The following is a 20083-nucleotide window of genomic DNA, read 5'->3' on the forward strand; positions in this document are numbered from 1 at the left end:
CCCGCGCGGCGCGGGTAAGGGCACCATGCCGCTTCAGCCGACATGGCTGGACCAGCCCGCTCCAACTTGCGTACAATCCTCATCTTCCACTTTATTTACTTGATGTATGGGCCGTCTCCCTTGTTTTAAGATGACCAGCCTGGTAGCGTTGGCCAGCATTAGCTTTGCCGCGCATGCCCAACAGGGCGGCAAACCCGTCGAACACGGTCTGGAAACCCTCCGAAAAGAAGGAAAAGTGAGCGCCAAAATGCTACACGAAGACGAACGGGCCGAGCGCATCCGCACGGTCAAGGACGACGGCAGCATGACCAAAAGGCCCAACTCCATTCGCAAAGAAGACCGGCTGGTGCACCACAGCAAGCACCCGCAGACACAGCCAGCTCCGCCCCCTCGCTCGAAGCATCACACCACTCTCGAGTAAGCGTGAGGGGAAGCCCCGCGCCACTGGCGGCTAGCCCTACTACCCGGAACGGGCAATGAGGGATTCTTACGTTTAGCTCAGGCCGCTACCTGCGCCCGGCTCAAATGGCAATCTTTGTACTTCTTGCCGCTGCCGCAAGGGCAGGGGTCGTTGCGGCCAAACTTGCGGCGGCTGCGCAGCGTCTTGAGCCACTCTCGCGGGTCGGTGGCCCAGCGCAGAAAACGCTTCTTGGGGTTTTGGCGGAAGACGCGGCCGAGCAGCTCAAACAGCTCCGGGTGGTTTTCCTGGAGCTTTTCGGGCTTCTCGAAAAAGTATTCAGTCACCACAGCGAAAAACTCGGCTTCGCTGGTGGCCGCGTAGGGGTTGATGTCTGACTTGCCGGCCGCAATGGCTTCAATTTCGCGCTGCATCAGCGCCGCCCACGGTTGCAGCAGTTTGGCGGGAAGGGCGGCCTTGGGCACGCCGTCGATGGTGCCGTCGGCCTCATCCAGCAGGTGCGCAAACTCATGGATGCCCACGTTCTGGCGGTCGTGGCTGTCGCGGAAGCCCTGCTCGAGCGAGGCCTTCGACAGGCGCATGTAGTGCTGGTTTTGGAAGCCTTGCACTGACCCCAGCAAGGTGCCCTCGAGTGGTTTTACCTCCTTATTGGGGTCGCCTTCAAGCTTCCAGGCATCGGGTACGATAAGTACTTCGCCCAGATTGCGATACTCCCAGCCGGGAAATCCAAACACCGGAATTAGGGCAGACGCGGCCACAAGCAGGCGCGTGGTATCGTCTACTTCTGTCTGCACGCCCGTGATGCGGGTGCTGGCCAAAAACACTTGCACTTGCTTCTCGAAGCGAGTCTTTTCGTTTTTCGTGAGCGACAGGTAAAACGCTACCCGCTCGGCCAGAATCTGCCGCCAGGCAGCTGGAAACTCCTGGGCCAGCACAGCCGAGCGACGGCGCGAATCGGCGGTGGCGTAGCGGTAAAATGCATAGATGATGGCCGCCACCACGGCCAGGAAAATCAAATAGGGCATCATGGCCGGCTTAAACGGCCGGGCGCGCCATAAGTTGACTTAGCGCGGCCCCGCAGCCTGCTTCCGCGGGGCGGCATCGGGGTTGCTACCTAGGCGGTAAGACACCCCCAGCCGTAGGTCGTAGAGCCTGTCGAGGACCAAGCCGTCCAAGCCAACCGCCACGCGGCGACTGCGCCACCCCACGCCGACGTAAGGCAATGGAAGACCAATGTTGTCGAAATTGCGGCTGCTCGGGGTGGCCATCGCCCCCGCCGGCAAGGTGAACCTGCGGCCGGCAATGACATCGCTGGCAAACCCGCCGCTGAGGAAGAACTGCTGCTCGTGGAGCAGCGGAAAATAGCGGCGCACGCCCACGCGGGCCGCAACCAGCCAGGCCTGGTAGGTGAAGTCGCTGTACACCGGAATGGAATAATTGTAGACCACGCCGCCCACTACGGTAGTGCCCGGAGTGGACCCGGTTTGCACGCTGCCTCCGCGGCCTCCCACCCGGCCCAGGTTCAGGTCGCCATAAAGCGAGACGGTCCGGTTAGGCAATAGCACTTCCCCATAGATGCCCCCGGTGGGCCCCAGCCATCGGCTGCCGTCGTCCGGAGAGTAAAGCAGGTAGCGCCCGCTTGCCATCACCCCCAAGTGAGCGGCTCTGTTGCGGCGGGGCTCAGTTTGGGTGAGCCAGCTGCGCGCTGGCCCGCCGGTCGGCGCACAGGTTGCGTTGAACGCCTGCACCACAGCAGCCAGCCCCGCCGACGTGAACTCCGCACGGGGTAACTCGCGGATGGCGGCCGGGCAGTCACCAAAATAGAGCTCCAACTGGGCTTGGTAATTGTTGCCATTGATTACTTCCAGCGCACCGTAGCGGCCGATGTGCAGGTACTTGCGCTCGCTGAGGTCCAACACGGGCTGGCCCACCCGGCGGACCAGGTAGTGGGTGGCGCTGATGCGAACCACCCGCAGCATCGAGGCCGGCCCTTCCACCAGTACTTCGGCCAATACGGAGTCTACGTGCACATTGGCACTGTAGCCCCGCGAAAGCCGGTCGGGCCTGGTTTCGGCCGCATGGTCGAGAGGCAACGCTTCGTAGCTGAAATGCCGACCTCCGGCCGTGAACACCCGCAATTGCCGCGGCTTAAACAAGAGAGACTCGCTGCCGGGACCGGACCGAAACCGGATAAAAGTAGGCGGCTCTTACCAAAAGCTGTTTTCGATTTCACCACGCAAGGTGTCGCCATTGCTGCGCACCAGCAGGCCTGGCTCGTAGGCCTGGGCCAAGGCATGAAACGAGTAACAAGAAAATACGATTACAACAATAAGTATGCGTAGAAGCATAGAAGGACAATTAGGACAACTACGAAAGTAGTAGCAAATACTCCTTTAGCTTCTGTTGCAGTAGGGCAATCAACGCGCTGTCGCCAAACGGATACTTATCCGGGATGCGCAGTAGGACCACGCGCTTGCCATCAACTGCCTCCGCAAATTTCTCGCGCAGTTTATCAGCGTGCCGCGGCTCCATCACAAAAATGACATCGGCCCAGCCTAGGTGGCCGGCTGTAACGCGCACCCGAGCGCCCGGCTCCGTGCCGGCAGAGCGTGCTTTGTAGTGCGGATGGTGGTCGAAAAGCCGCTCGGCCGTGAGGCTGCGCCATTTGTTCTGGCTGCAGACAAACAGCAGCTTCTGAGGTTCAGGCGTGCCTTCGGGCACTAGCGAATCAGCGCCACTTTCACTTTCTTGCCTTTTACCTTGGCGCCCTGCATCTTTTCGAGCACCTCTTCCGCCACTACTTCGGGCACGGCCACGAAGCTGTGGTGGTCGAATACCTCGATGCGGCCCACGGACTCGCGCTCCAGGCCGCCCACGCTCACGAAGGCGCCTACCAGGTCGCCTGCGCTGATTTTCTCCCGCTTGCCCGCCGAGACGTGCAGCGTGACGGTGGTAGGGCGGGGGGCTTTGGGCAGGGCGTTGGGTAGGGAGGGTGGGCGCAGGCCCGCCCACTGCACGGAACTGGCCGAGGGCCAGTTTTGCAGCTTCTGCTGCTCGTAGGGCGTCACGATGAGATGGGCGGTGCCCACGGCGCCGGCGCGGGCCGTGCGGCCGGCCCGGTGCTGGAAGGTTTCGGCTTCGTGGGGCGGGTCAAACTGCACCACGGTGTCGAGCTCGTTCACGTCGAGGCCGCGGGCGGCTACGTCGGTGGCTACCAGCACGGTGGCCGAGCCGTTGCGCAGCTTCATCATGGACTTGTCGCGCTCGGGCTGCAGCATTTTGCCATGCAGTGCCTCGGCGGCCAGGCCGCGGCCTTTCAGAAAACGGGTCAATTCTTCCACCCGGTCGCGGGTGTTGGCGAATACCAAGGAGCGGCCCGCGTTGGGCTGGGTGATGATGTGAAACAGGGCCGCGGGCTTCTGGTCGGCGGCGTTTACCACGTGGCCGCGCAGCACCAGGCTCGCGGGCAGGGTGGTGGCGTTGGAACCGCCCACGTTCATCACGCGGGGCTTGGTGAGGTACTCGCGCACCAGGGTCAGCACCTTATCCGGCATAGTGGCCGAGAACAGCAGCGTTTGCCGGCGCACCGGCAGGCGGCTGATGATGGTAGCCATTTCCTCCTGAAAACCCAGCTCCAGGAGCTTGTCGGCTTCGTCCAGCACCAACACTTTCAGGCGGTTGGGGATGATGGTGCGGCGCTCCAGGTGGTCGAGCATGCGGCCGGGAGTGGCCACCACCACGTGGGGCATCTGCTGCATGCCTTTTACTTCTTCGCGCATGGCGTGGCCGCCGTAGTAGCCGGCCACTCGCAGGTTGGGCATGTGCTTGCCGAGGCTCTTGAGGGCGTCGCGCACCTGCAGCACCAGCTCGCGGGCGGGTACCAGCACCAGGGCCTGCACCGTGGCGGACGTGGGGTCTACCTGCTGCAGCACGGCCAAGCCGTACGCAGCGGTTTTACCCGAGCCCGTAGGGGCCTGGCCGGCCACGTCCTGGCCGTCGAGGGCGGGCGCCAGCACCAGCTGCTGCACAGCGGTGGGCAGGGTAAAGTTTAATTCGGCTACACCGGCCAGCAGGGCAGGAGAGAGGCCGAAATCGGCGAATTGAAGGTCGGCTTTGGCCGTATGGGGGGCCTTGGGGGCGGCACCAGCCGCGGAGGTATCAGGAGTTTGCACGGTACAAAGGTAACGGTTGTGCGCAGGGCAAACCCGGCAGTGGGGCGTCAGTAGCCGGCTTCGCCCTCGGCCACGTTTACCAGCCGGTAGCGTACCGCCGTTTTCTTGGGCCGGATATCCAGCCCAATGCGGTGCGCATACGCCTTGGTGAAGGCCGCCCCGAAGTAGAAAATCATGGCCGAGTAAAACACGAACAGCAGCACCAGCACCAGGCTGGACGCCGGGCCGTACACCGGGCCCAGGTCGCGGGCCACCAGCAGCCGGCCCAATATCACCTCGCCCAGACTGATGAGAAGGGCCGTGAGCGCCGCCCCGCGCGTGACAGCCCGCCAAGGCACCTTGGCCAGACTGAGCGTGCGGAAGGTGGCGCCGAACCAGGTCGCCAAAATCAGCCAGCCCACGAAGGCGTTGAGGCCCCGCACCAGGAAGTAGACGAAGGTGGCATCGAAGTCGTGGATGGCCGTAGCAAACAAGCCCAGTGCCGCATCGGCCGCGAACGCCAGCAGCGACAGCAGGGCCGTGGCCACCAAAATGCCCCCTGACCGCAGCCGCTCGCGCAGGGCGTTGGAAAACTGGCCCGAGCTGCGCCGGGGGCGGATTTGCCACAGCTGGTTGAGCGAATGCTGGATGATGGTGAACAGCGTGGTGGCCACAAACAGCAGGAACGCAAAGCCTACCCACGTTACCAGGCGGCTGCGCTCCGGGTCGGCCACGTTTTGCACTATCTGCGTGACCAGACCCGCGGCCGAAGCCCCCAGCAGGTCGCTGATTTTGGTGAGCAGCATCACGCGCACCAGGGAGGCGGGGTAGAGCGAGCTGAGTATCTCGATGAGGATGATGAGAATGGGCGGCAGCGCAAACGACGTGAAAAACGCCGTGGCGGCGCCCAGCCGAAGTGGGTCGTTGGCGCCCAGCTCGCGGCCGGCGCGGTGCAGCAAAATGGGCAGCTCGCGCCACCAAGGTCCGGGCAGCTCGGGCGGAGAAACTAACTTTGTCATAATACCCGCAGGGCAACATGTTGGGCCGGGCCGTTAGCTCAGGCTCCCAAGCGAAGGTACGGGCTGCCGTATAGCCTGATGCGTGGCCCCGTTACTTTTATTCATGTCGCCTTCCGAACCCCAATCCTTGCCCCTGGCCCTCCCGCCGCCCGCGCTGCCACGCTCCTGGCTGCGCCGCCGCGTGCTCGACCCGCTCTTCGACCTGCTCAGGTCCGGCCTGTCGCCTGAAAAGTTGGCGCTCACCGTGGGCTTGGGGGCGGCCGTGGGCCTGGTGCCCGCGTTGGGCATCACCACGGTGCTCAGTGCGGCCATTGCCTTGCGCCTGCGCCTGAACGTGGCCGCCATGCAGCTGGCCACGCACCTGATGACTGCCTTTCAGCTGGCGATGCTCATTCCGTTTCTGCGCGCCGGGGCCATCATCATGGGCCAGGGCAAGCAGGTGGCGCACCTCACCATTGACCGCCTGCGCCAGCTGATAGCGCACGAGGGGTGGGGCGCAGTGGGCCGCCTGCTGTGGCGGGCCGAAGTGGGCGCGCTTCTGTTGTGGGCCGCAGCGTCGGTGCCGCTCGTTGCGGTTGTCTATTTTGTGCTGCGCTCCGTGTTTCGGCGCGTCGCCCGGCGGCAGGCCGCAGCCGTCAGCGAGCAAACCGTGGCTTAAAAAGCCAGCAGCGCCACCGCCTGCTCCCGCAGCAGCTGGCGCGAAAGGTCGTGGTTGAGCTCGTCTTCCTTGTTTAAATCTTGCCCGATAAACGGTAGGCGCACGCGCTGGGGCAGCACGGCCGTGCCAAGGTACATGAGGATGTCGGTGAGGTGCGTCATGGCCAGCAGGCCGCCTTGGCCCCCATTGCTGAGGCCCACGAGCGCGGCCTTTTTCCCCCAGATGCCGCCCGGATATGGCAATCCGTCAATAAAAGCCTTCAGCACGCCGGGAAACGAGCCGTTGTATTCGGGGGTGATGATGACGATTTTATTGCCGGCATCGAGCATGCGGGCCAGGTGGTTGAACTCCGGGTTGGTGCCCACCTGGGCATATAGGGCCGTGGCGATGAAATCGACGGGCAGCTCGGCCAGGTCCAGGATTTGATTGGCGGCCCCCAGCTCGGTGAGCATAGCACTGTAGTAGTTGGCAATGCGGCGGGCGCGGGAGTTGGGCCGGTTCGTGCCAGCGAGGAGGGTTATCAAAACGGAAGGGCGCAGTAAGAATAAGCTAGAGGACAACAGAAAACCCAAGTCAGGGTTTCGGCAGGGCAAAGCCGGCTCAACCTGTGGGGGCCGCGGCGGGCTGCTCCCGGCGGGCCGCCAGCCATGCCACTGCCGCCAAACACAGCGCAAACCACGCCCAGGGCAGGCGTAAATCCAACACCGACAGCCCACCGAAAACCACGGCAGTCGAGAAGCTGGCCAGCGCCTGAAACGCCTGGTTCAAGCCAAAGATTTCGCCCCGGTCGGCCTCCGTAGTGTGGCGCGCCAGCCGGCCCTCCAGCAGCCCCTGAATCAGGGAGAGCGTGAGGCAATCGAGCGTGACCAGCACGTAGAAGGCGGCTTTGGAAGTGCCCACCAGCCCGTAGCCGAGCAGCACGGGCGTGCCCAGCACCGCGAGCCACACAACGGCGCGGCGCTGATTGAGGCGGTCGGCAAAGCGGGTGTAGAAAAAGTAATTCAACACAATGCTCAGGCTCCCGAAGTACATGAACAGGTAGGAAATACCCCGGGCATCAAGCTGCAGCTCGCCCATGCTCACAAACGGCACGAAGTAGAAATAGTAGCCCGTGCTGAGCGTGAGGGCTACTTGCGTGAGCACAATGCGCCGGATGCCGGGGTTGCTGGCGTTTTTGGCCTGCAGCCGGGCCCAGAGCGTGAGCGGGTTGATGGCCAGGCCCAATTCGGTGCGCAGCTCGGCGCCGCGCACGCCGTTGCGCTGCCGGTGGGTTTCGGGCAGCCAGAAGCTCAGCAGCACGTTCAGCGCCGCCAGCCCCACCGCCAGCCCAACTACGTAGCCCGCCTGCTGCCCCGCCGGCACCTGCAGCACCGTGAGCAGCAAGCCCGCCGCCATGGGCCCTAGTACAAAACCCAGCGAAATAATGGCGCCCTCAATGCCCAGGTTGCGAAACAGGCGCTCGGGCGGCGAAACATCGGTAATGGCCGAGCGCGCCGTGGCGTACATGCCGTTGGTGAGGCCATCGGAAGCCCGGTTCACAAAGTACAGACCGGCGCGCACCGGCAGCAGTAGGGTGTTGGCCAGCAGCGTGCCCGCGGCCGACAAGATGAAAATGGGCCGCCGCCCGTAGCCGTCGCTCAGCCGCCCCAGCAGCGGCGCCGAAAAGAGCTGCACCCCCAGAAACAAGCTGGTGCCCACCGACAGCCACAGCTGCGGCTCGCGCAGCCCCCGCACAAATTCCGGCATCACCGGCCCCACCGCCGCGCCCACCACCACATCCAGCAAAATGATGGCATACAGCAGCGGCAGCGTGCGGGCGGGTAGGGGAGGCATAAGGCAAAATAAGGCCCTAATCAACTGGTATTGGCCCTGCCCGGGCTCAACCGTAGCGGCAAGGAGGCAACCCCATTGGGCGGCGGCTCGTCTAACCGACCTTTGTTATAAAGGCACCAAGGAGCTGGCTAAATGCCCCTGGGCCTTTTATCCGAGCCGAAGTTGAGCTGATTTCTGCGCCTACTTTTGTGGGCGGGTAGCGGGCTTGGTCGGTGCTTGTTTATGTTATGAGTGAAGTATTGATACTGCCGCGCACGTCGCCCACGCGGGCGCGCATTGCCATCGCGCTGTTCTTTTTTGTCTCGGGTTTTGGCTTTGCTACCTGGGCCTCGCGCATCCCTATTATTCAGCACCAGCTTGGGCTGAACGAAGCCCAGCTTGGGGCCGTGCTGCTGGCCCTGCCGGCCGGCCTGATGCTGACCCTGCCCGTGACGGGAAAGCTGCTGCAGCACTTCAGCAGCCGGCAGGTGATGCTGGTGGGAGCAGTGTTTTTCAACATGGCCCTGGGCCTGCTGGGCTTTGCCGAGCACACCTGGCAGCTGGCGGTGCTGCTGTTCTGCTTCGGCTCGTCGCGCAATCTGCTCAACCTCTCCGTGAATGCGCAGTCGGTGGGCGTGCAGGCTATGTACGGTCGGTCCATCATCGCCACGTTTCACGGCATCTGGAGCGTGGCGGGCTTTGCGGCCGCCGGCCTTGGGGCGCTGCTAATCAAGAGCGACGTGCCAACTGCCTTCCACTTTGTAGCTGTTTCGGTGGTGCTCACGACTGCGGCGCTGCTGTTTTTTCCAGGCAGCCTGCCGTTGCCGCCCTCGCCGCGCGCCCGGTCACCCTTTTCCTGGCCCGAAAAAACCGTGCTCAAGTACGGCCTCATCACCTTTGCGTCCATGGCCTGCGAAGGCACTTTCTACGACTGGAGCGGCGTGTACTTCGCCCAGGCCGTGCACGCGCCCAAGAACGTGGCGCCCTTTGGCTTCGCTATCTACATGGTGGCCATGACCTCCGGGCGCTTCCTGGGCGACTGGCTCGTGGGCCGCTTCGGCATCAAACCCATCCTGCAAGCCAGCGGCGTACTCATGAGCACGGGCCTGCTCATGGCCGCCGCCTTTCCCACGCCCTTGCTGGCGGGCCTGGGCTTCGTGCTGGGCGGCCTTGGGGTTTCGTGCGTAGTGCCGCTGGTGTTTAGCCTCGTCGGCAAGGCCAACCCGCTGGGGGCCGGCACCGCCATCGCCTCAGTATCCACCGTCAGCTACTTTGGCTTCCTGATGGTGCCGCCGCTGGTGGGTTTCGTCGCTAAAGCCGCTAACCTGCGATGGTCGTTTGCGCTGGTGGCCCTGTTGGGTGGCTTGGTAATTTGGATGGTGCCCAAGCTTCGAGATGAGGCTTGAGTAGCGGAGTGGGCTTGGGAGGCCTTAGCCGTGGCACCTCACCCCCGGCCCCTCTGCAATAGAGAGGGGAGCCTGACGATAATCCATTAAGAAGCCCCAACTCAATTGAACTGGGGCCTTCTGTTTTTAGAAATTGAGCTAAAATTTGAGCCGTGGCTCCCCTCTCTATTGCAGAGGGGCCGGGGGTGAGGTTCCCCACGAGGCGAGCTTCCTCGCGGCACAAAAAAAGCGCGACGGTTTCCCATCGCGCTTTCCTAAAACTAGTGCATTGTGCTTACGCCAGGTTGTTCGACGTAGCCTTGGCTACGATAAACTCACGGTTCAGCATGGCAATGTTCTCAAGCGAAATGCCCACGGGGCACTCAGCAGCGCAGGAACCGATGTTAGTGCAGGCACCAAAGCCTTCCTTGTCCATCTGGGCTACCATGTTTTCCACGCGAGTCTTGCGCTCGGCGTGGCCCTGGGGCAACAGCGCGAGCTGCGAAACCTTGGCCGAAACAAACAGCATGGCCGAGGCATTCTTGCAGGCCGCTACGCAGGCGCCGCAGGCAATGCAGGTAGCCGCTTCAAACGCGCGGTCGGCAATTTCCTTGGGCACCGGAATCTCGTTGCCATCGGGCACGCCGCCGGTATTCACGCTGATGTAGCCACCGGCCTGAATGATGCGGTCGAAGGCCGAGCGGTCTACGCTCAGGTCTTTGTTGACTGGGAAAGCGTTGGCGCGCCAGGGCTCGATGGTGATGGTGTCGCCATCCGAGAACTTGCGCATGTGCAGCTGGCAGGTGGTGGTGCCCTTCTCAGGCCCGTGGCTGCGGCCGTTGATGAACAAGTCGCACGAGCCGCAGATGCCTTCGCGGCAGTCGTGGTCGAACGCTACCGGGTCTTCGCCGGCGTGCAGCAGGTCTTCGTTGAGCACGTCGAGCATTTCCAGGAACGACATCTCGGGCGAAATGTCCTTCACTTTGTACTCCACAATACGTCCTTCGGTGTTGCGGTTGGGCTGCCGCCACACGTTCAGGGTCAGGTTCATCGGTTTGGCGTTGGGATTGGAGCCGGCCATATAGTTAGTTCTCGTTTGTCATGCTGAGCCTGCGAAGCATCTACCCCCGCATGGGCTCGTTGGGTTGGTAATGAAACTGGCGCTGGCGTGAGAAGATGCTTCCTTCGTCAGCATGACAGGTGATTCTTATTTGTAGCTGCGCTGGGTCAGCTTCACGTTTTCGAAGGTCAGTTCCTCCTTGTTGAGCTTCTCGGGCTGGTTGTCTCCCTGATACTCCCAGGCCGCCACGTAGGCGAAGTTTTCGTCATCACGCAAAGCCTCGCCCTCGGGGGTCTGGTACTCTTCGCGGAAGTGGCCGCCGCAGCTTTCGTTGCGCGCCAAAGCGTCGTCTACCATCAGCTCGCCCAGCTCCAGGAAATCGGCCACGCGGCCGGCTTTTTCCAGGGTCTGGTTGAGCTCTTCGCCGGTGCCCACCACGCGCACGTCGCTCCAGAACTCCTTGCGGAGGCGCTGAATCTCGGTTTTGGCGTGGCGCAGGCCTTCGGCGTTGCGGGCCATGCCGCAGTACTCCCACATGATGTGGCCCAGAGCCTTGTGGAACTGGTCGGGGGTGCGGGTGCCTTTGATAGCGAGGAGTTGCTCGGTGCGCGCCTGCACGCCAGCCTTGGCTTCGGCAAAGGCGGGGTGCTGGGTGTCTACCGGCTTGGGAGCGGTTTGGGCCAGGTAATCGCCAATGGTGTAGGGGATTACGAAGTAGCCATCGGCCAGGCCCTGCATCAGGGCCGAAGCGCCGAGGCGGTTGGCGCCGTGGTCGGAGAAGTTGCACTCGCCCGTGGCGTAGAGGCCGGGAATGGTGGTTTGCAGGTTGTAATCAACCCACAGGCCGCCCATGGTGTAGTGCACCGCCGGGTAAATGCGCATCGGCAGTTTGTAGGGGTCTTCGCCGGTGATTTTCTCGTACATGGCAAACAGGTTGCCGTACTTCTGGCTCACTGCTTCGGCGCCCGTACGCTGAATGATTTCGGCAAAGTCTAGGTACACGGCCAGGCCGGTGCTGCCCACGCCGCGGCCTTCGTCGCACATCATCTTGGCGTTGCGCGATGCCACGTCACGCGGCACCAGGTTACCGAAGGCCGGGTACTTGCGCTCCAAGAAGTAGTCGCGGTCATCCTCCTGGATATCCTGCACCCGGATTTCGCCTTTGCGCAGGCGCTGGGCCATTTCCACGGTTTTGGGAACCCACACGCGGCCGTCGTTGCGGAGCGACTCCGACATCAGCGTGAGCTTCGACTGGTAGTCGCCGCTCACCGGGATGCAGGTGGGGTGAATCTGCGTAAAGCAGGGGTTGGCAAAGTAGGCGCCTTTTTTGTGGGCACGCCACGCGGCCGTTACGTTGCAGAGCTTGGCGTTGGTGCTCAGGTAGAACACGTTGCCGTAGCCGCCGGTAGCCAGCACCACCGCGTGGGCGGCGTGGTTTTCAATCTCGCCGGTGAGCACGTTGCGGGTCACGATGCCGCGGGCTACGCCGTCCACCATCACCAGGTCCAGCATTTCGGAGCGGGTGTAGAGCTTTACTTTGCCGTAGGCTACCTGGCGGCTCAAGGCCGAGTAGGCACCCAGCAAGAGCTGCTGTCCGGTTTGGCCGCGGGCATAGAACGTGCGGCTTACCTGGGCACCGCCGAAGGAGCGGTTGGCCAGCAGGCCGCCGTATTCGCGGGCAAAGGGCACGCCCTGAGCCACGCACTGGTCAATGATGTTGACCGATACCTGGGCCAGGCGGTACACGTTGGCTTCGCGGGCGCGGTAGTCGCCGCCCTTGATGGTATCATAGAACAGGCGGAACACAGAGTCGCCGTCGTTCTGGTAGTTTTTAGCAGCGTTGATGCCGCCCTGCGCGGCGATGGAGTGCGCGCGGCGGGGCGAGTCGTGGTAGGTAAAGGCCTTCACGTTGTAGCCCAACTCGGCCAGCGAGGCGGCGGCCGAAGAGCCGGCTAGGCCCGTGCCAACCACAATCACGTCGTATTTCCGCTTGTTGGCGGGGTTCACAAGCTTGACGTTGAACTTGTGTTTGTCCCATTTTTCGGCGAGGGGGCCTTCGGGAATTTTGGAATCCAACAGCATAGAATGACTGATTGAAGGAGAGACTGAGTGAACCGTGGTAAGTACAACAGCGGAACCGGGCAGGTGTTAGCCCAGGCCAGCCATTTTACGGCACATTATCAATTAGAAAGCCGAGGCCACGGTGTGAACGAAAGTCGGCGCGTTCAACGCCAGTTCGCCCAGGTCATTCGTGAACAGGAAAAAGTATAACGGCATGGCGGCAAAGCCGGCCGACACCACCACGGCAAACACGTAGCCGGCGTACTTAATAAGTGGCATGTACTTGCGGTGGTTCAGGCCCAGGGTCTGGAAGCCCGAGCGGAAGCCGTGCCACAGGTGATAACCGAGGCTAATCTGGGCGGCCACGTAGAGCAGCACATACCACCAGATGTGGAACGAGGATACCACGGCCATGTATAGGTTGTCGTAATCGCGGTATTCGGGGTTGTCGCCGCCCATTTTCTCCAGGCCACCGAAGCGGGCGCGCCAGAAGAAGTTGTAGAGGTGCACAATCAGGAAAATCAGGATGATGGAGCCCAGGATGCCCATGTTGCGGGACGTCCACTCCGAGTTCTGCTCGGCTTTCCACTGCGCGTAGCCGTGGCCGCGGGCGGCCTTGTTGCGGCGCGTGAGAGCAAAGGCCTCGTAAATGTGAAAGCCAAAACCCAGCACCAGGCCCCACTCGATGGTGCGGATAACCGGGTTGGTGCCCATGAAGTGGGAGTAGGCGTTAAACGCGGCCCCACCGTCGTGCTTGAATAACTGCAGGTTTCCTACAAGGTGGACCACCAGGAACGTGCACAGAAACAGGCCCGTGAGGGACATGATTAGCTTCCGGCCGATGCTGCTGGTTAATGTTTTTGTTATCCAACTCATATAGTAGCCAAACTGAGGAAATGAAGAGGTGTGTTTATGGTGCCAAAGGTAGGCCCCGCCCGCTAACCGAACAAAGTGCCGGGGTAATTAGCGGCGCTGGGGAACTCTTTTCAAAAAACAATGCACGGCGTGGTGAATCTATCCGCTTCATGCATCGTTTACCCGCACAGGCGCGTTATGTCTTTACTATGTCTTACTAGGACGATTTGCTGGTAAGATAACCCGTTCCGGGTGCTAAATGTTAGGTTTCTACTGCCGTTTAGCTGCGGCAGTCAGGACTTGAGCTGTACTGGTTTTTACTTGTTATCAGGTTGGTATGATACACTTTACACTACCTCGGGTATGGGGGCTGGCGCGGGTAGTGCTGGTCGTACTGGCTGGGCTGGGCCTGCTGCCGCAGGCCGCCTGGGCCAGCCACCTCCGGGCGGGCGACATTCAGGCCAAGGTCGACACCACGGCCAACCCCAACCCGCGGCGTGTGTTTTTCAAGATGGTGCTTTATACCGACAACGCGTCGAGTGTAAAACAGCCCACCGCGACCATCTTTTTTGGGGATGGCACGTCGAGCTGCAAAGACGGGATACCCCGCCTGGGCGGCGAGCGGCCCATCCCGGGCAGTCCCGATACCAGCCTCAACATCTACCTGTTTGAGCACACCTTTCCTGCGGCCGGTAGCTACGTGGTTAGCTTCATCGGAGAGAACCGCAACCGGGGCGTGCTGAACATGGACCAGTCCGACAACCAGTCGTTCTACATCAGCACGCGCATCACGCTGGACCCGGCCCTTGGGCTGAACCACTCGCCCGTGCTCACCGCGCCGGCCGTAGACAAAGCTGGAGTGAGCCAAGTATTCTTGCACAACCCGGCCGCCTACGATGCCGATGGTGACTCGCTGGCCTTTCATCTGCGCAGCAGCCAGTGGGTGCCGGCCGGCATTGATGGGACAGTTGGAGGGGCACCCTGCGCCGGCTCCGGCGCTGGTACCGGCAACAACCAGCCGGCTCCTCAAACCACCATCAACTTTCACCTTCCCAACGACCTTATCATCACAGGTTCCAGCAACCCGCCGGTGCAGGTATTCTACAATGGGGTGCCGCCTGGCAGGATAGGCGACGCCGCCATCTTCGTGCAGGACGTGAACACCGGCCAAATTACGTGGAATGCGCCGGTCAAACCAGGGTTCTACAACGTGGCGATGGTGATAGAAGAGTGGCGACGCACGCCGCTGGGCCGGCGCCTGATTGGCGAGGTCATTCGCGACATGCAGATTATCGTGTCGGCTACAAATAACATCCGGCCAACCCTGACTATCCCGGCCGACATCTGCGTGATTGCTGGCCAGCCCGTCACGGGCCAGGTCTCGGCCGTCGACGGCGAGGCGCCGGGCAGCACGGCCCCGACGCCCATCAGCTTGTTTGCTTACTCGGGCATCATTCCCCCCGCCACGTTCCGGCAGACGACCCAGGGACCGCCGGTGGCCCAGGGCACGTTCTCCTGGCAGACCGACTGCAGCAACGTGGCCCGCCTGCCTTATCTGGTCGTCTTTAAAGCCCAGGATACGCCCAGCCCGTCGCCAACTAACCCGCCGCTGATTGACGAGAAGACCTGGCGCATTACCGTCATCGGGCCCGCGCCCCAAAACCTGCGGGCCACCCCCACGGTGGGCACGGGCACCAACCCCAACAGTGTGCGGCTGGACTGGAATACCTACCAGTGCGCCAACGCCTCGCGCATCTACATCTACCGGAAAATAAACCCGTCTAATTTCCAGCCCGGGCCCTGCGAAACCGGCATTCCCCCCTCGGCAGGCTACACCCTGGTGGGCTCTGTGCCTGCCAATGCCACCACTTTCACCGACAACAACACTAGCCCCAACGGCACGGTGCTGGGCCTTGACCGGGGCCAGACGTACTGCTACCGCATCTACGCCGAGTTTCCGCTGCCGGCCGGTGGGGCCAGCATTGCCTCGCAGGAGGCCTGTACCTCGTTCCCCGGCGCTGCCTCCCGGCTGGTGAAGGTGGACGTGGAGAACACCGGCGTGACCACCGGGCAAATTCAGGTGTGCTGGACCAAGCCGCGCCAAGCCCCTGGCACCACGCTCGATGGCGCCCCCAGCTATGTACTCTCGCGTGGGGAAGGACAGGCACCGACCACTTTTGCCACGATTGCCACCATCACGACGCTGGCCGATACGTGCTTTACCGACACCGGTATCAACACGCAGGACAAGCAGTTTACTTATAAGCTGGAGTTTGTGCGCACGTTTCCGCCGTCCGATAACCGGGCCCCCATCCGGGAGGCGGCGCCCACGGCCAGCAGCGTGCGCACCACCGCCGTGCCTGCCAACGTGGCCGCCACGGGCGTGACGGTGAGCTGGACCTACAATGTGCCCTGGGACAACACAGCCAAGCCAGCAGCTATATACCGCCGTACCGGCAACACGGGCGGCTTCGCGCGCATTAACACCGCCCCAACCACCGCCACCGGTGGCACTTACCAGGACAATGACCCGGCTTTGCGCAAAGGCGAAACCTACTGCTACTACGTGCAGACCGATGGCCAGTACCCGGGCATCAGTTACCTCAGCTCGCTCCTGAACCGGAGCCAGGTGCAGTGCCTGGTGCTCACCAGCCCACCGTGCAAGCCGGTGCTTTCGCTGCGGGCGACGAACTGCGACAGCCTGGCCGGGCTGGCCGAGTTCCCGACCCTGACCCAGCGCTACGCCAACCGCCTGAGCTGGAGCCTGAGCGCCTTGCCGGCCGGCTGCGACGCCACCATCGCCTCCTACCGCCTCTACTACCGGCCCACGCCCACCGGGCCCTTCGCCCTGCTGGCCACCACCGCGCAGACTTCCTACACGCACGCCGACCTGGAGTTTTCCGGCGGCTGCTACGCCGTGCAGGCCGTGGCCCCGAGCGGGCTGGTGAGCGACACGAGCAACGTGGCCTGCCAGGACAACTGCGTCTTTTTCAAGCTGCCCAACATCTTCACCCCCAACGGCGACAACCAGAACGCCGTGTTCCGGCCCAAGAACTACAGCCCCATCCGGCGCATCCACTTCCAGGCCTTCAACCGCTGGGGCGTGAAAGTCTTCGAGAACACGACCACCGCCGCCGACCGCGTGCTCATCAACTGGGACGGCGGCGGGCCCGTCTCTGAAGCGGGTGGGGGCACGGCGCCCATGGTATCGGACGGCATCTATTATTACCTCGCGGAGGTGGAGTTTGCCGACTTTGCCAACACCAAGCGCACCTACAAGGGCTGGGTGGAAGTGGTGCGCTGACGTATCAACCATTTGGTATATAAAAATAAAAGGCCGTTCCTGTAGGAACGGCCTTTTTTGGGCTTGATTTGTGCGGGTTTGCAGGTTTTCTCAAGACTACTGTTCCAACTGCCGAGGTAGTTGGCCGGTTGTGGGCTTGCTAACACGCCATTACTGTTTACTTTCAAGCTTCCTGCTGGCTTTCCGGTCGTTCCCCGGAAAGCTGGAATGGGCATTGGGCAGTTTCGGACACACTTCTTTTCCTACTTCATTAGGTTGGTATGATACTATTTACTCTGCTTCGGGTCAGGGATTTGGCGCGGGTGGCGCTGCTGGTGTTGGTGGTACTGAGTGGGCTGGGCTTGCTGCCGCAGGCGGCGTGGGCCAGTCACATCCGGGCCGGCGACATTCAGGCCAAGGTCGATACCACGGCCAACCCCAACCCGCGGCGCGTGTTTTTCAAGATGGTGCTTTACACCAAAACGGCCTCGACGACTAAACAGCCTTCGGCCATCATCTTTTTTGGGGACGGCACCTCGACTTGCTCTCCGGGCGTACCCCGCCTGGGTGGCGAGCGGCCAGTGCCGGGCAGCTCCGATACCAGCCTCAATATCTACCTGTTTGAGCACACCTTTCCTTCGACCGGTAGCTATACCGTCAGCTTCATCGGCGAAAACCGGATTGGCGGGGTGCTGAACATGGACAACTCCATTAACCAGTCGTTCTATATCAGCACGCGCATCACCCTGGACCCGGCCTTGGGGCTCAACCACTCGCCTGTGCTTACGGCTCCGGCCGTAGACAAAGGGGCCGTGAGCCAAGTGTTTTTGCACAACCCGGCCGCGTTCGATGCCGATGGCGACTCGCTTTCTTTCCACTTGCGCACCTGCCAGAAAAATGCCTTGCTTTCGGAGGACGTGTTAGCGCCGCCCTGCCCCGGCGCCACGGGCGACAACAAGCCGGTGCCGTTAACGGTCTCCAACTATCATTACCCCAATGACCCCGTTGTGACCCCCGGCACGCCGCCGATTCAGGTGGCATATGCCGGAAACCCACCTGGCGTACCGAACGACAAAGCCATCTTTGTGCAGGACGTGAACACCGGCCAAATCACGTGGAATGCGCCGGTGCAGGCGGGTATCTACAACGTGGCCATGGTGGTGGAGGAGTGGCGGCGCACGCCCTTGGGCCGGCGCCTGATTGGCGAAGTCATTCGCGACATGGAAATCACCGTTTCGGCCACGAACAACCTGCGGCCGACGCTGACGATTCCAGCTGATATCTGCGTGATTGCCGGGGAGCCCGTCACGGCTCAGGTTTCCGCCGTCGACGGCGAGGCGCCGGGCAGCACGGCTCCGACGCCCATCAGCTTGTTTGCTTACTCGGGCATTATTCCCCCGGCCACCTTCCGTCAAACGGCCAGCGGGCCGCCGGTGGCCCAGGGCACGTTCTCCTGGCAAACCGACTGCATCAACGTCGCTCGCCTGCCTTACCTGGTCGTCTTTAAAGCCCAGGACAACGCCGGCAGCGGCGGCTCGCCCACCAACCCGCCGCTGATTGACGAGAAAACCTGGCGCATTACCGTCATCGGGCCCGCCCCCCAGAACCTGAAGGCCGTGCCCGATGCCAGCACCGGCATCAACCGGACTCTGCTGAGCTGGAATACCTACCAGTGCGCCAACGCTTCGCGCATTTATATCTACCGGAGGGAGAATTCGTCGAGCGTGGTGCCCGGCCCCTGCGAAACCGGCATTCCGGCCGCGTGGGGCTACACCCTGGTTGGTTCGGTGGCCGCGTCTGCTACTTCCTTCATTGATAATAACGTGTCGGCGGGCGGGGTAAACCAGGGCCTGGACCGCGGCAAAACCTACTGCTACCGCATCTACGCCGAGTTTCCGCTGCCGGCCGGTGGGGCCAGCATTGCCTCGCAGGAGGCCTGCGCCAACTTTAGTGGCCGCGCGGCGCTGCTCAAAAACGTGGACGTAGAGGAAACCAGCACCACCACCGGGCGCATCGCAGTGCGCTGGACGCCGCCGCGCGCCGCTGCGGGCACCGTCCTGGATGGTGCCCTCTCTTATGTATTGTCGCGCGGCGAAGGGCTGGCGCCGACTACCTATGCGCCGGTACGCACCTTTACGGCCCTCACCGACACGGCTTACATCGACACCAATCTGAATACCCAGGACCTGCAGTACACCTACAAGCTTGATTTCATCCGCACGTTCAGCGACGGCCGCCCGCAGGTGAAGGAAACGTCGGGCCCGGCCAGCAGCGTGCGCGTCACGGCCTTGCCCAACAACCCGCCCACGGCCTTTACGGTGAGCTGGACCTACAATGTGCCCTGGGATAATTCGGCCAAACTGGTCGTTATCTACCGCCGGGCCGGTGCGCCGGGCAGCGCTTTTGTGCAGATTGCCACGGCCCCCACGAGTGCCACGGGCGGCTCTTACGTGGATAAGAGCACGACCCTAGTGAAAGGGCAGACCTACTGCTACTACGTGCGCACGGAGGGCCAGTACAATCCCACGGGCTACCTCAGTTCTTTGCTGAACAAGAGCCAGGAACAATGCTCCGTGCTAATCTCGCCACCGTGCAAGCCGGTGCTTTCGTTGCGGGCGACGAACTGCGACAGCCTGGCCGGGCTGGCCGAGTTCCCGACCCTGACCCAGCGCTACGCCAACCGCCTGAGCTGGAGCCTGAGCGCCGTGCCGGCCGGCTGCGACGCCACCATCGCCTCCTACCGCCTCTACTACCGGCCCACGCCCACCGGGCCCTTCGCCCTGCTGGCCACCACCGCGCAGACTTCCTACACGCACGCCGACCTGGAGTTTTCCGGCGGCTGCTACGCCGTGCAGGCCGTGGCCCCGAGCGGGCTGGTGAGCGATACGAGCAACGTGGCCTGCCAGGACAACTGCGTCTTTTTCAAGCTGCCCAACATCTTCACCCCCAACGGCGACAACCAGAACGCCGTGTTCCGGCCCAAGAACTACAGCCCCATCCGGCGCATCCACTTCCAGGCCTTCAACCGCTGGGGCGTCAAGGTCTTCGAGAACACGACCACCGCCGCCGACCGCGTGCTCATCAACTGGGACGGCGGCGGGCCCGTCTCCGAGGCTGGCCGAAGCGCCAAGGTGGCCGATGGTATTTATTACTACCTGGCCGAGGTGGAGTTTGCCGACTTTGCCAACTCCAAGCGCACCTACAAAGGCTGGGTCGAGATAGTACGCTAACCCAGGGTTTGAGCTTGAGCAAAAATGAAAAAGGCCGCTTCCATCGAAGCGGCCTTTTTCGTCTTGATTTGTGGGGTTGGCCGCTTTTGTGCAGCTTGCAGCCCCAACCACAACCGTAGTTGGCCGGCCATTGAGCCGCACAATTGCCTTT

Annotated in this window: 16 protein-coding genes; 5 read left to right on the forward strand and 11 right to left on the reverse strand. The window is 62.4% G+C overall.

The features are described 5' to 3' along the window. Nucleotides 1–106: 106 nt before the first annotated feature. Complete coding sequence (locus tag LJ738_RS03430) at nucleotides 107–421, forward strand: hypothetical protein (RefSeq protein ID WP_227784915.1); 315 nt, start codon at nucleotides 107–109, stop codon at nucleotides 419–421. Nucleotides 422–498: 77 nt separating this feature from the next. Here the strand turns inward: LJ738_RS03430 and LJ738_RS03435 are convergent, their stop codons facing one another. The 6 genes from LJ738_RS03435 to LJ738_RS03460 form a co-directional block, all read right to left on the reverse strand. Further along, the gene (locus LJ738_RS03435; RefSeq protein WP_227784916.1) at nucleotides 499–1446 is read right to left on the reverse strand and encodes a M90 family metallopeptidase; all 948 of its coding nucleotides are present in this window, start codon (nucleotides 1444–1446) and stop codon (nucleotides 499–501) included. Between the two features lie 36 nt (nucleotides 1447–1482). Continuing rightward, complete coding sequence (locus LJ738_RS03440; RefSeq protein ID WP_227784917.1) at nucleotides 1483–2511, reverse strand: hypothetical protein; 1029 nt, start codon at nucleotides 2509–2511, stop codon at nucleotides 1483–1485. Nucleotides 2512–2625: 114 nt separating this feature from the next. Next, nucleotides 2626–2766, reverse strand: a complete 141-nt coding sequence (locus tag LJ738_RS03445) for a hypothetical protein (protein WP_227784918.1) — start codon at nucleotides 2764–2766, stop codon at nucleotides 2626–2628. 19 nt (nucleotides 2767–2785) lie between these two features. Then, complete coding sequence (locus LJ738_RS03450; RefSeq protein ID WP_227784919.1) at nucleotides 2786–3139, reverse strand: low molecular weight protein tyrosine phosphatase family protein; 354 nt, start codon at nucleotides 3137–3139, stop codon at nucleotides 2786–2788. Continuing rightward, nucleotides 3139–4590, reverse strand: coding sequence for a DEAD/DEAH box helicase (locus LJ738_RS03455; protein ID WP_227784920.1), 1452 nt, complete (start codon nucleotides 4588–4590; stop codon nucleotides 3139–3141). Before LJ738_RS03455 ends, LJ738_RS03450 begins: the two co-directional genes overlap by 1 nt. Before the next feature lie 47 nt (nucleotides 4591–4637). Further along, nucleotides 4638–5588 carry a YihY/virulence factor BrkB family protein gene (locus LJ738_RS03460; protein WP_227784921.1) on the reverse strand — a complete coding sequence of 317 codons (951 nt, stop codon included), beginning with the start codon at nucleotides 5586–5588 and terminating at the stop codon, nucleotides 4638–4640. A gap of 103 nt (nucleotides 5589–5691) precedes the next feature. On the opposite strand from LJ738_RS03460, the gene LJ738_RS03465 reads away from it, so the two are divergent. After that, nucleotides 5692–6246 (forward strand): DUF2062 domain-containing protein, encoded by a 555-nt coding sequence (locus LJ738_RS03465; protein WP_227784922.1) that lies wholly within the window; start codon nucleotides 5692–5694, stop codon nucleotides 6244–6246. On the opposite strand, the gene LJ738_RS03470 is transcribed toward LJ738_RS03465, so the two are convergent. After that, the gene (locus LJ738_RS03470) at nucleotides 6243–6770 is read right to left on the reverse strand and encodes an NADPH-dependent FMN reductase (protein ID WP_227784923.1); all 528 of its coding nucleotides are present in this window, start codon (nucleotides 6768–6770) and stop codon (nucleotides 6243–6245) included. The genes LJ738_RS03465 and LJ738_RS03470 overlap by 4 nt on opposite strands. Nucleotides 6771–6846: 76 nt before the next feature. After that, nucleotides 6847–8079: an MFS transporter gene (locus tag LJ738_RS03475; protein WP_227784924.1), complete on the reverse strand. Its 1233-nt coding sequence runs from the start codon at nucleotides 8077–8079 to the stop codon at nucleotides 6847–6849. A 227-nt stretch (nucleotides 8080–8306) separates the two neighbouring features. Between LJ738_RS03475 and LJ738_RS03480 the strand changes: the two genes are divergently transcribed. Continuing rightward, nucleotides 8307–9464, forward strand: a complete 1158-nt coding sequence (locus LJ738_RS03480; RefSeq protein WP_227784925.1) for an MFS transporter — start codon at nucleotides 8307–8309, stop codon at nucleotides 9462–9464. A gap of 274 nt (nucleotides 9465–9738) precedes the next feature. Here LJ738_RS03480 and LJ738_RS03485 read toward each other — a convergent pair whose 3' ends face one another. The 3 genes from LJ738_RS03485 to LJ738_RS03495 form a co-directional block, all read right to left on the reverse strand. After that, nucleotides 9739–10494 carry a succinate dehydrogenase/fumarate reductase iron-sulfur subunit gene (locus tag LJ738_RS03485; protein ID WP_227784952.1) on the reverse strand — a complete coding sequence of 252 codons (756 nt, stop codon included), beginning with the start codon at nucleotides 10492–10494 and terminating at the stop codon, nucleotides 9739–9741. 156 nt (nucleotides 10495–10650) lie between these two features. Beyond that, nucleotides 10651–12585, reverse strand: coding sequence for a fumarate reductase/succinate dehydrogenase flavoprotein subunit (locus tag LJ738_RS03490; protein WP_227784926.1), 1935 nt, complete (start codon nucleotides 12583–12585; stop codon nucleotides 10651–10653). Between the two features lie 102 nt (nucleotides 12586–12687). Further along, nucleotides 12688–13440, reverse strand: a complete 753-nt coding sequence (locus LJ738_RS03495) for a succinate dehydrogenase cytochrome b subunit (RefSeq protein ID WP_071885966.1) — start codon at nucleotides 13438–13440, stop codon at nucleotides 12688–12690. Nucleotides 13441–13756: 316 nt separating this feature from the next. Between LJ738_RS03495 and LJ738_RS03500 the strand changes: the two genes are divergently transcribed. Together LJ738_RS03500 and LJ738_RS03505 are read left to right on the forward strand one after the other, a co-directional pair. Then, entirely contained in the window at nucleotides 13757–16723 is a 2967-nt protein-coding gene (locus LJ738_RS03500; protein ID WP_227784927.1) for a T9SS type B sorting domain-containing protein, read from the forward strand. Between the two features lie 260 nt (nucleotides 16724–16983). Further along, a complete protein-coding gene (locus tag LJ738_RS03505) occupies nucleotides 16984–19932 on the forward strand; it encodes a T9SS type B sorting domain-containing protein (protein WP_227784928.1) in 2949 nt (982 codons plus the stop codon). The last annotated feature ends 151 nt before the right edge of the window (nucleotides 19933–20083 follow it).

The organism is Hymenobacter plasmatis, from assembly GCF_020711255.1.
Lineage (GTDB): Bacteria > Bacteroidota > Bacteroidia > Cytophagales > Hymenobacteraceae > Hymenobacter.

What these genes read in the sequence shown, in the direction of transcription:
- LJ738_RS03430 (WP_227784915.1), top strand. Translation starts at nt 107, where the DNA reads ATGGGCCGTCTCCCTTGTTTTAAGATGACCAGCCTGGTAGCGTTGGCC.
- LJ738_RS03495 (WP_071885966.1), bottom strand. Translation starts at nt 13,440, where the DNA reads ATGAGTTGGATAACAAAAACATTAACCAGCAGCATCGGCCGGAAGCTA.
- LJ738_RS03485 (WP_227784952.1), bottom strand. Translation starts at nt 10,494, where the DNA reads ATGAACCTGACCCTGAACGTGTGGCGGCAGCCCAACCGCAACACCGAA.
- LJ738_RS03460 (WP_227784921.1), bottom strand. Translation starts at nt 5,588, where the DNA reads ATGACAAAGTTAGTTTCTCCGCCCGAGCTGCCCGGACCTTGGTGGCGC.
- LJ738_RS03435 (WP_227784916.1), bottom strand. Translation starts at nt 1,446, where the DNA reads ATGATGCCCTATTTGATTTTCCTGGCCGTGGTGGCGGCCATCATCTAT.
- LJ738_RS03445 (WP_227784918.1), bottom strand. Translation starts at nt 2,766, where the DNA reads ATGCTTCTACGCATACTTATTGTTGTAATCGTATTTTCTTGTTACTCG.
- LJ738_RS03505 (WP_227784928.1), top strand. Translation starts at nt 16,984, where the DNA reads ATGATACTATTTACTCTGCTTCGGGTCAGGGATTTGGCGCGGGTGGCG.
- LJ738_RS03490 (WP_227784926.1), bottom strand. Translation starts at nt 12,585, where the DNA reads ATGCTGTTGGATTCCAAAATTCCCGAAGGCCCCCTCGCCGAAAAATGG.
- LJ738_RS03465 (WP_227784922.1), top strand. Translation starts at nt 5,692, where the DNA reads ATGTCGCCTTCCGAACCCCAATCCTTGCCCCTGGCCCTCCCGCCGCCC.
- LJ738_RS03475 (WP_227784924.1), bottom strand. Translation starts at nt 8,079, where the DNA reads ATGCCTCCCCTACCCGCCCGCACGCTGCCGCTGCTGTATGCCATCATT.
- LJ738_RS03480 (WP_227784925.1), top strand. Translation starts at nt 8,307, where the DNA reads ATGAGTGAAGTATTGATACTGCCGCGCACGTCGCCCACGCGGGCGCGC.
- LJ738_RS03500 (WP_227784927.1), top strand. Translation starts at nt 13,757, where the DNA reads ATGATACACTTTACACTACCTCGGGTATGGGGGCTGGCGCGGGTAGTG.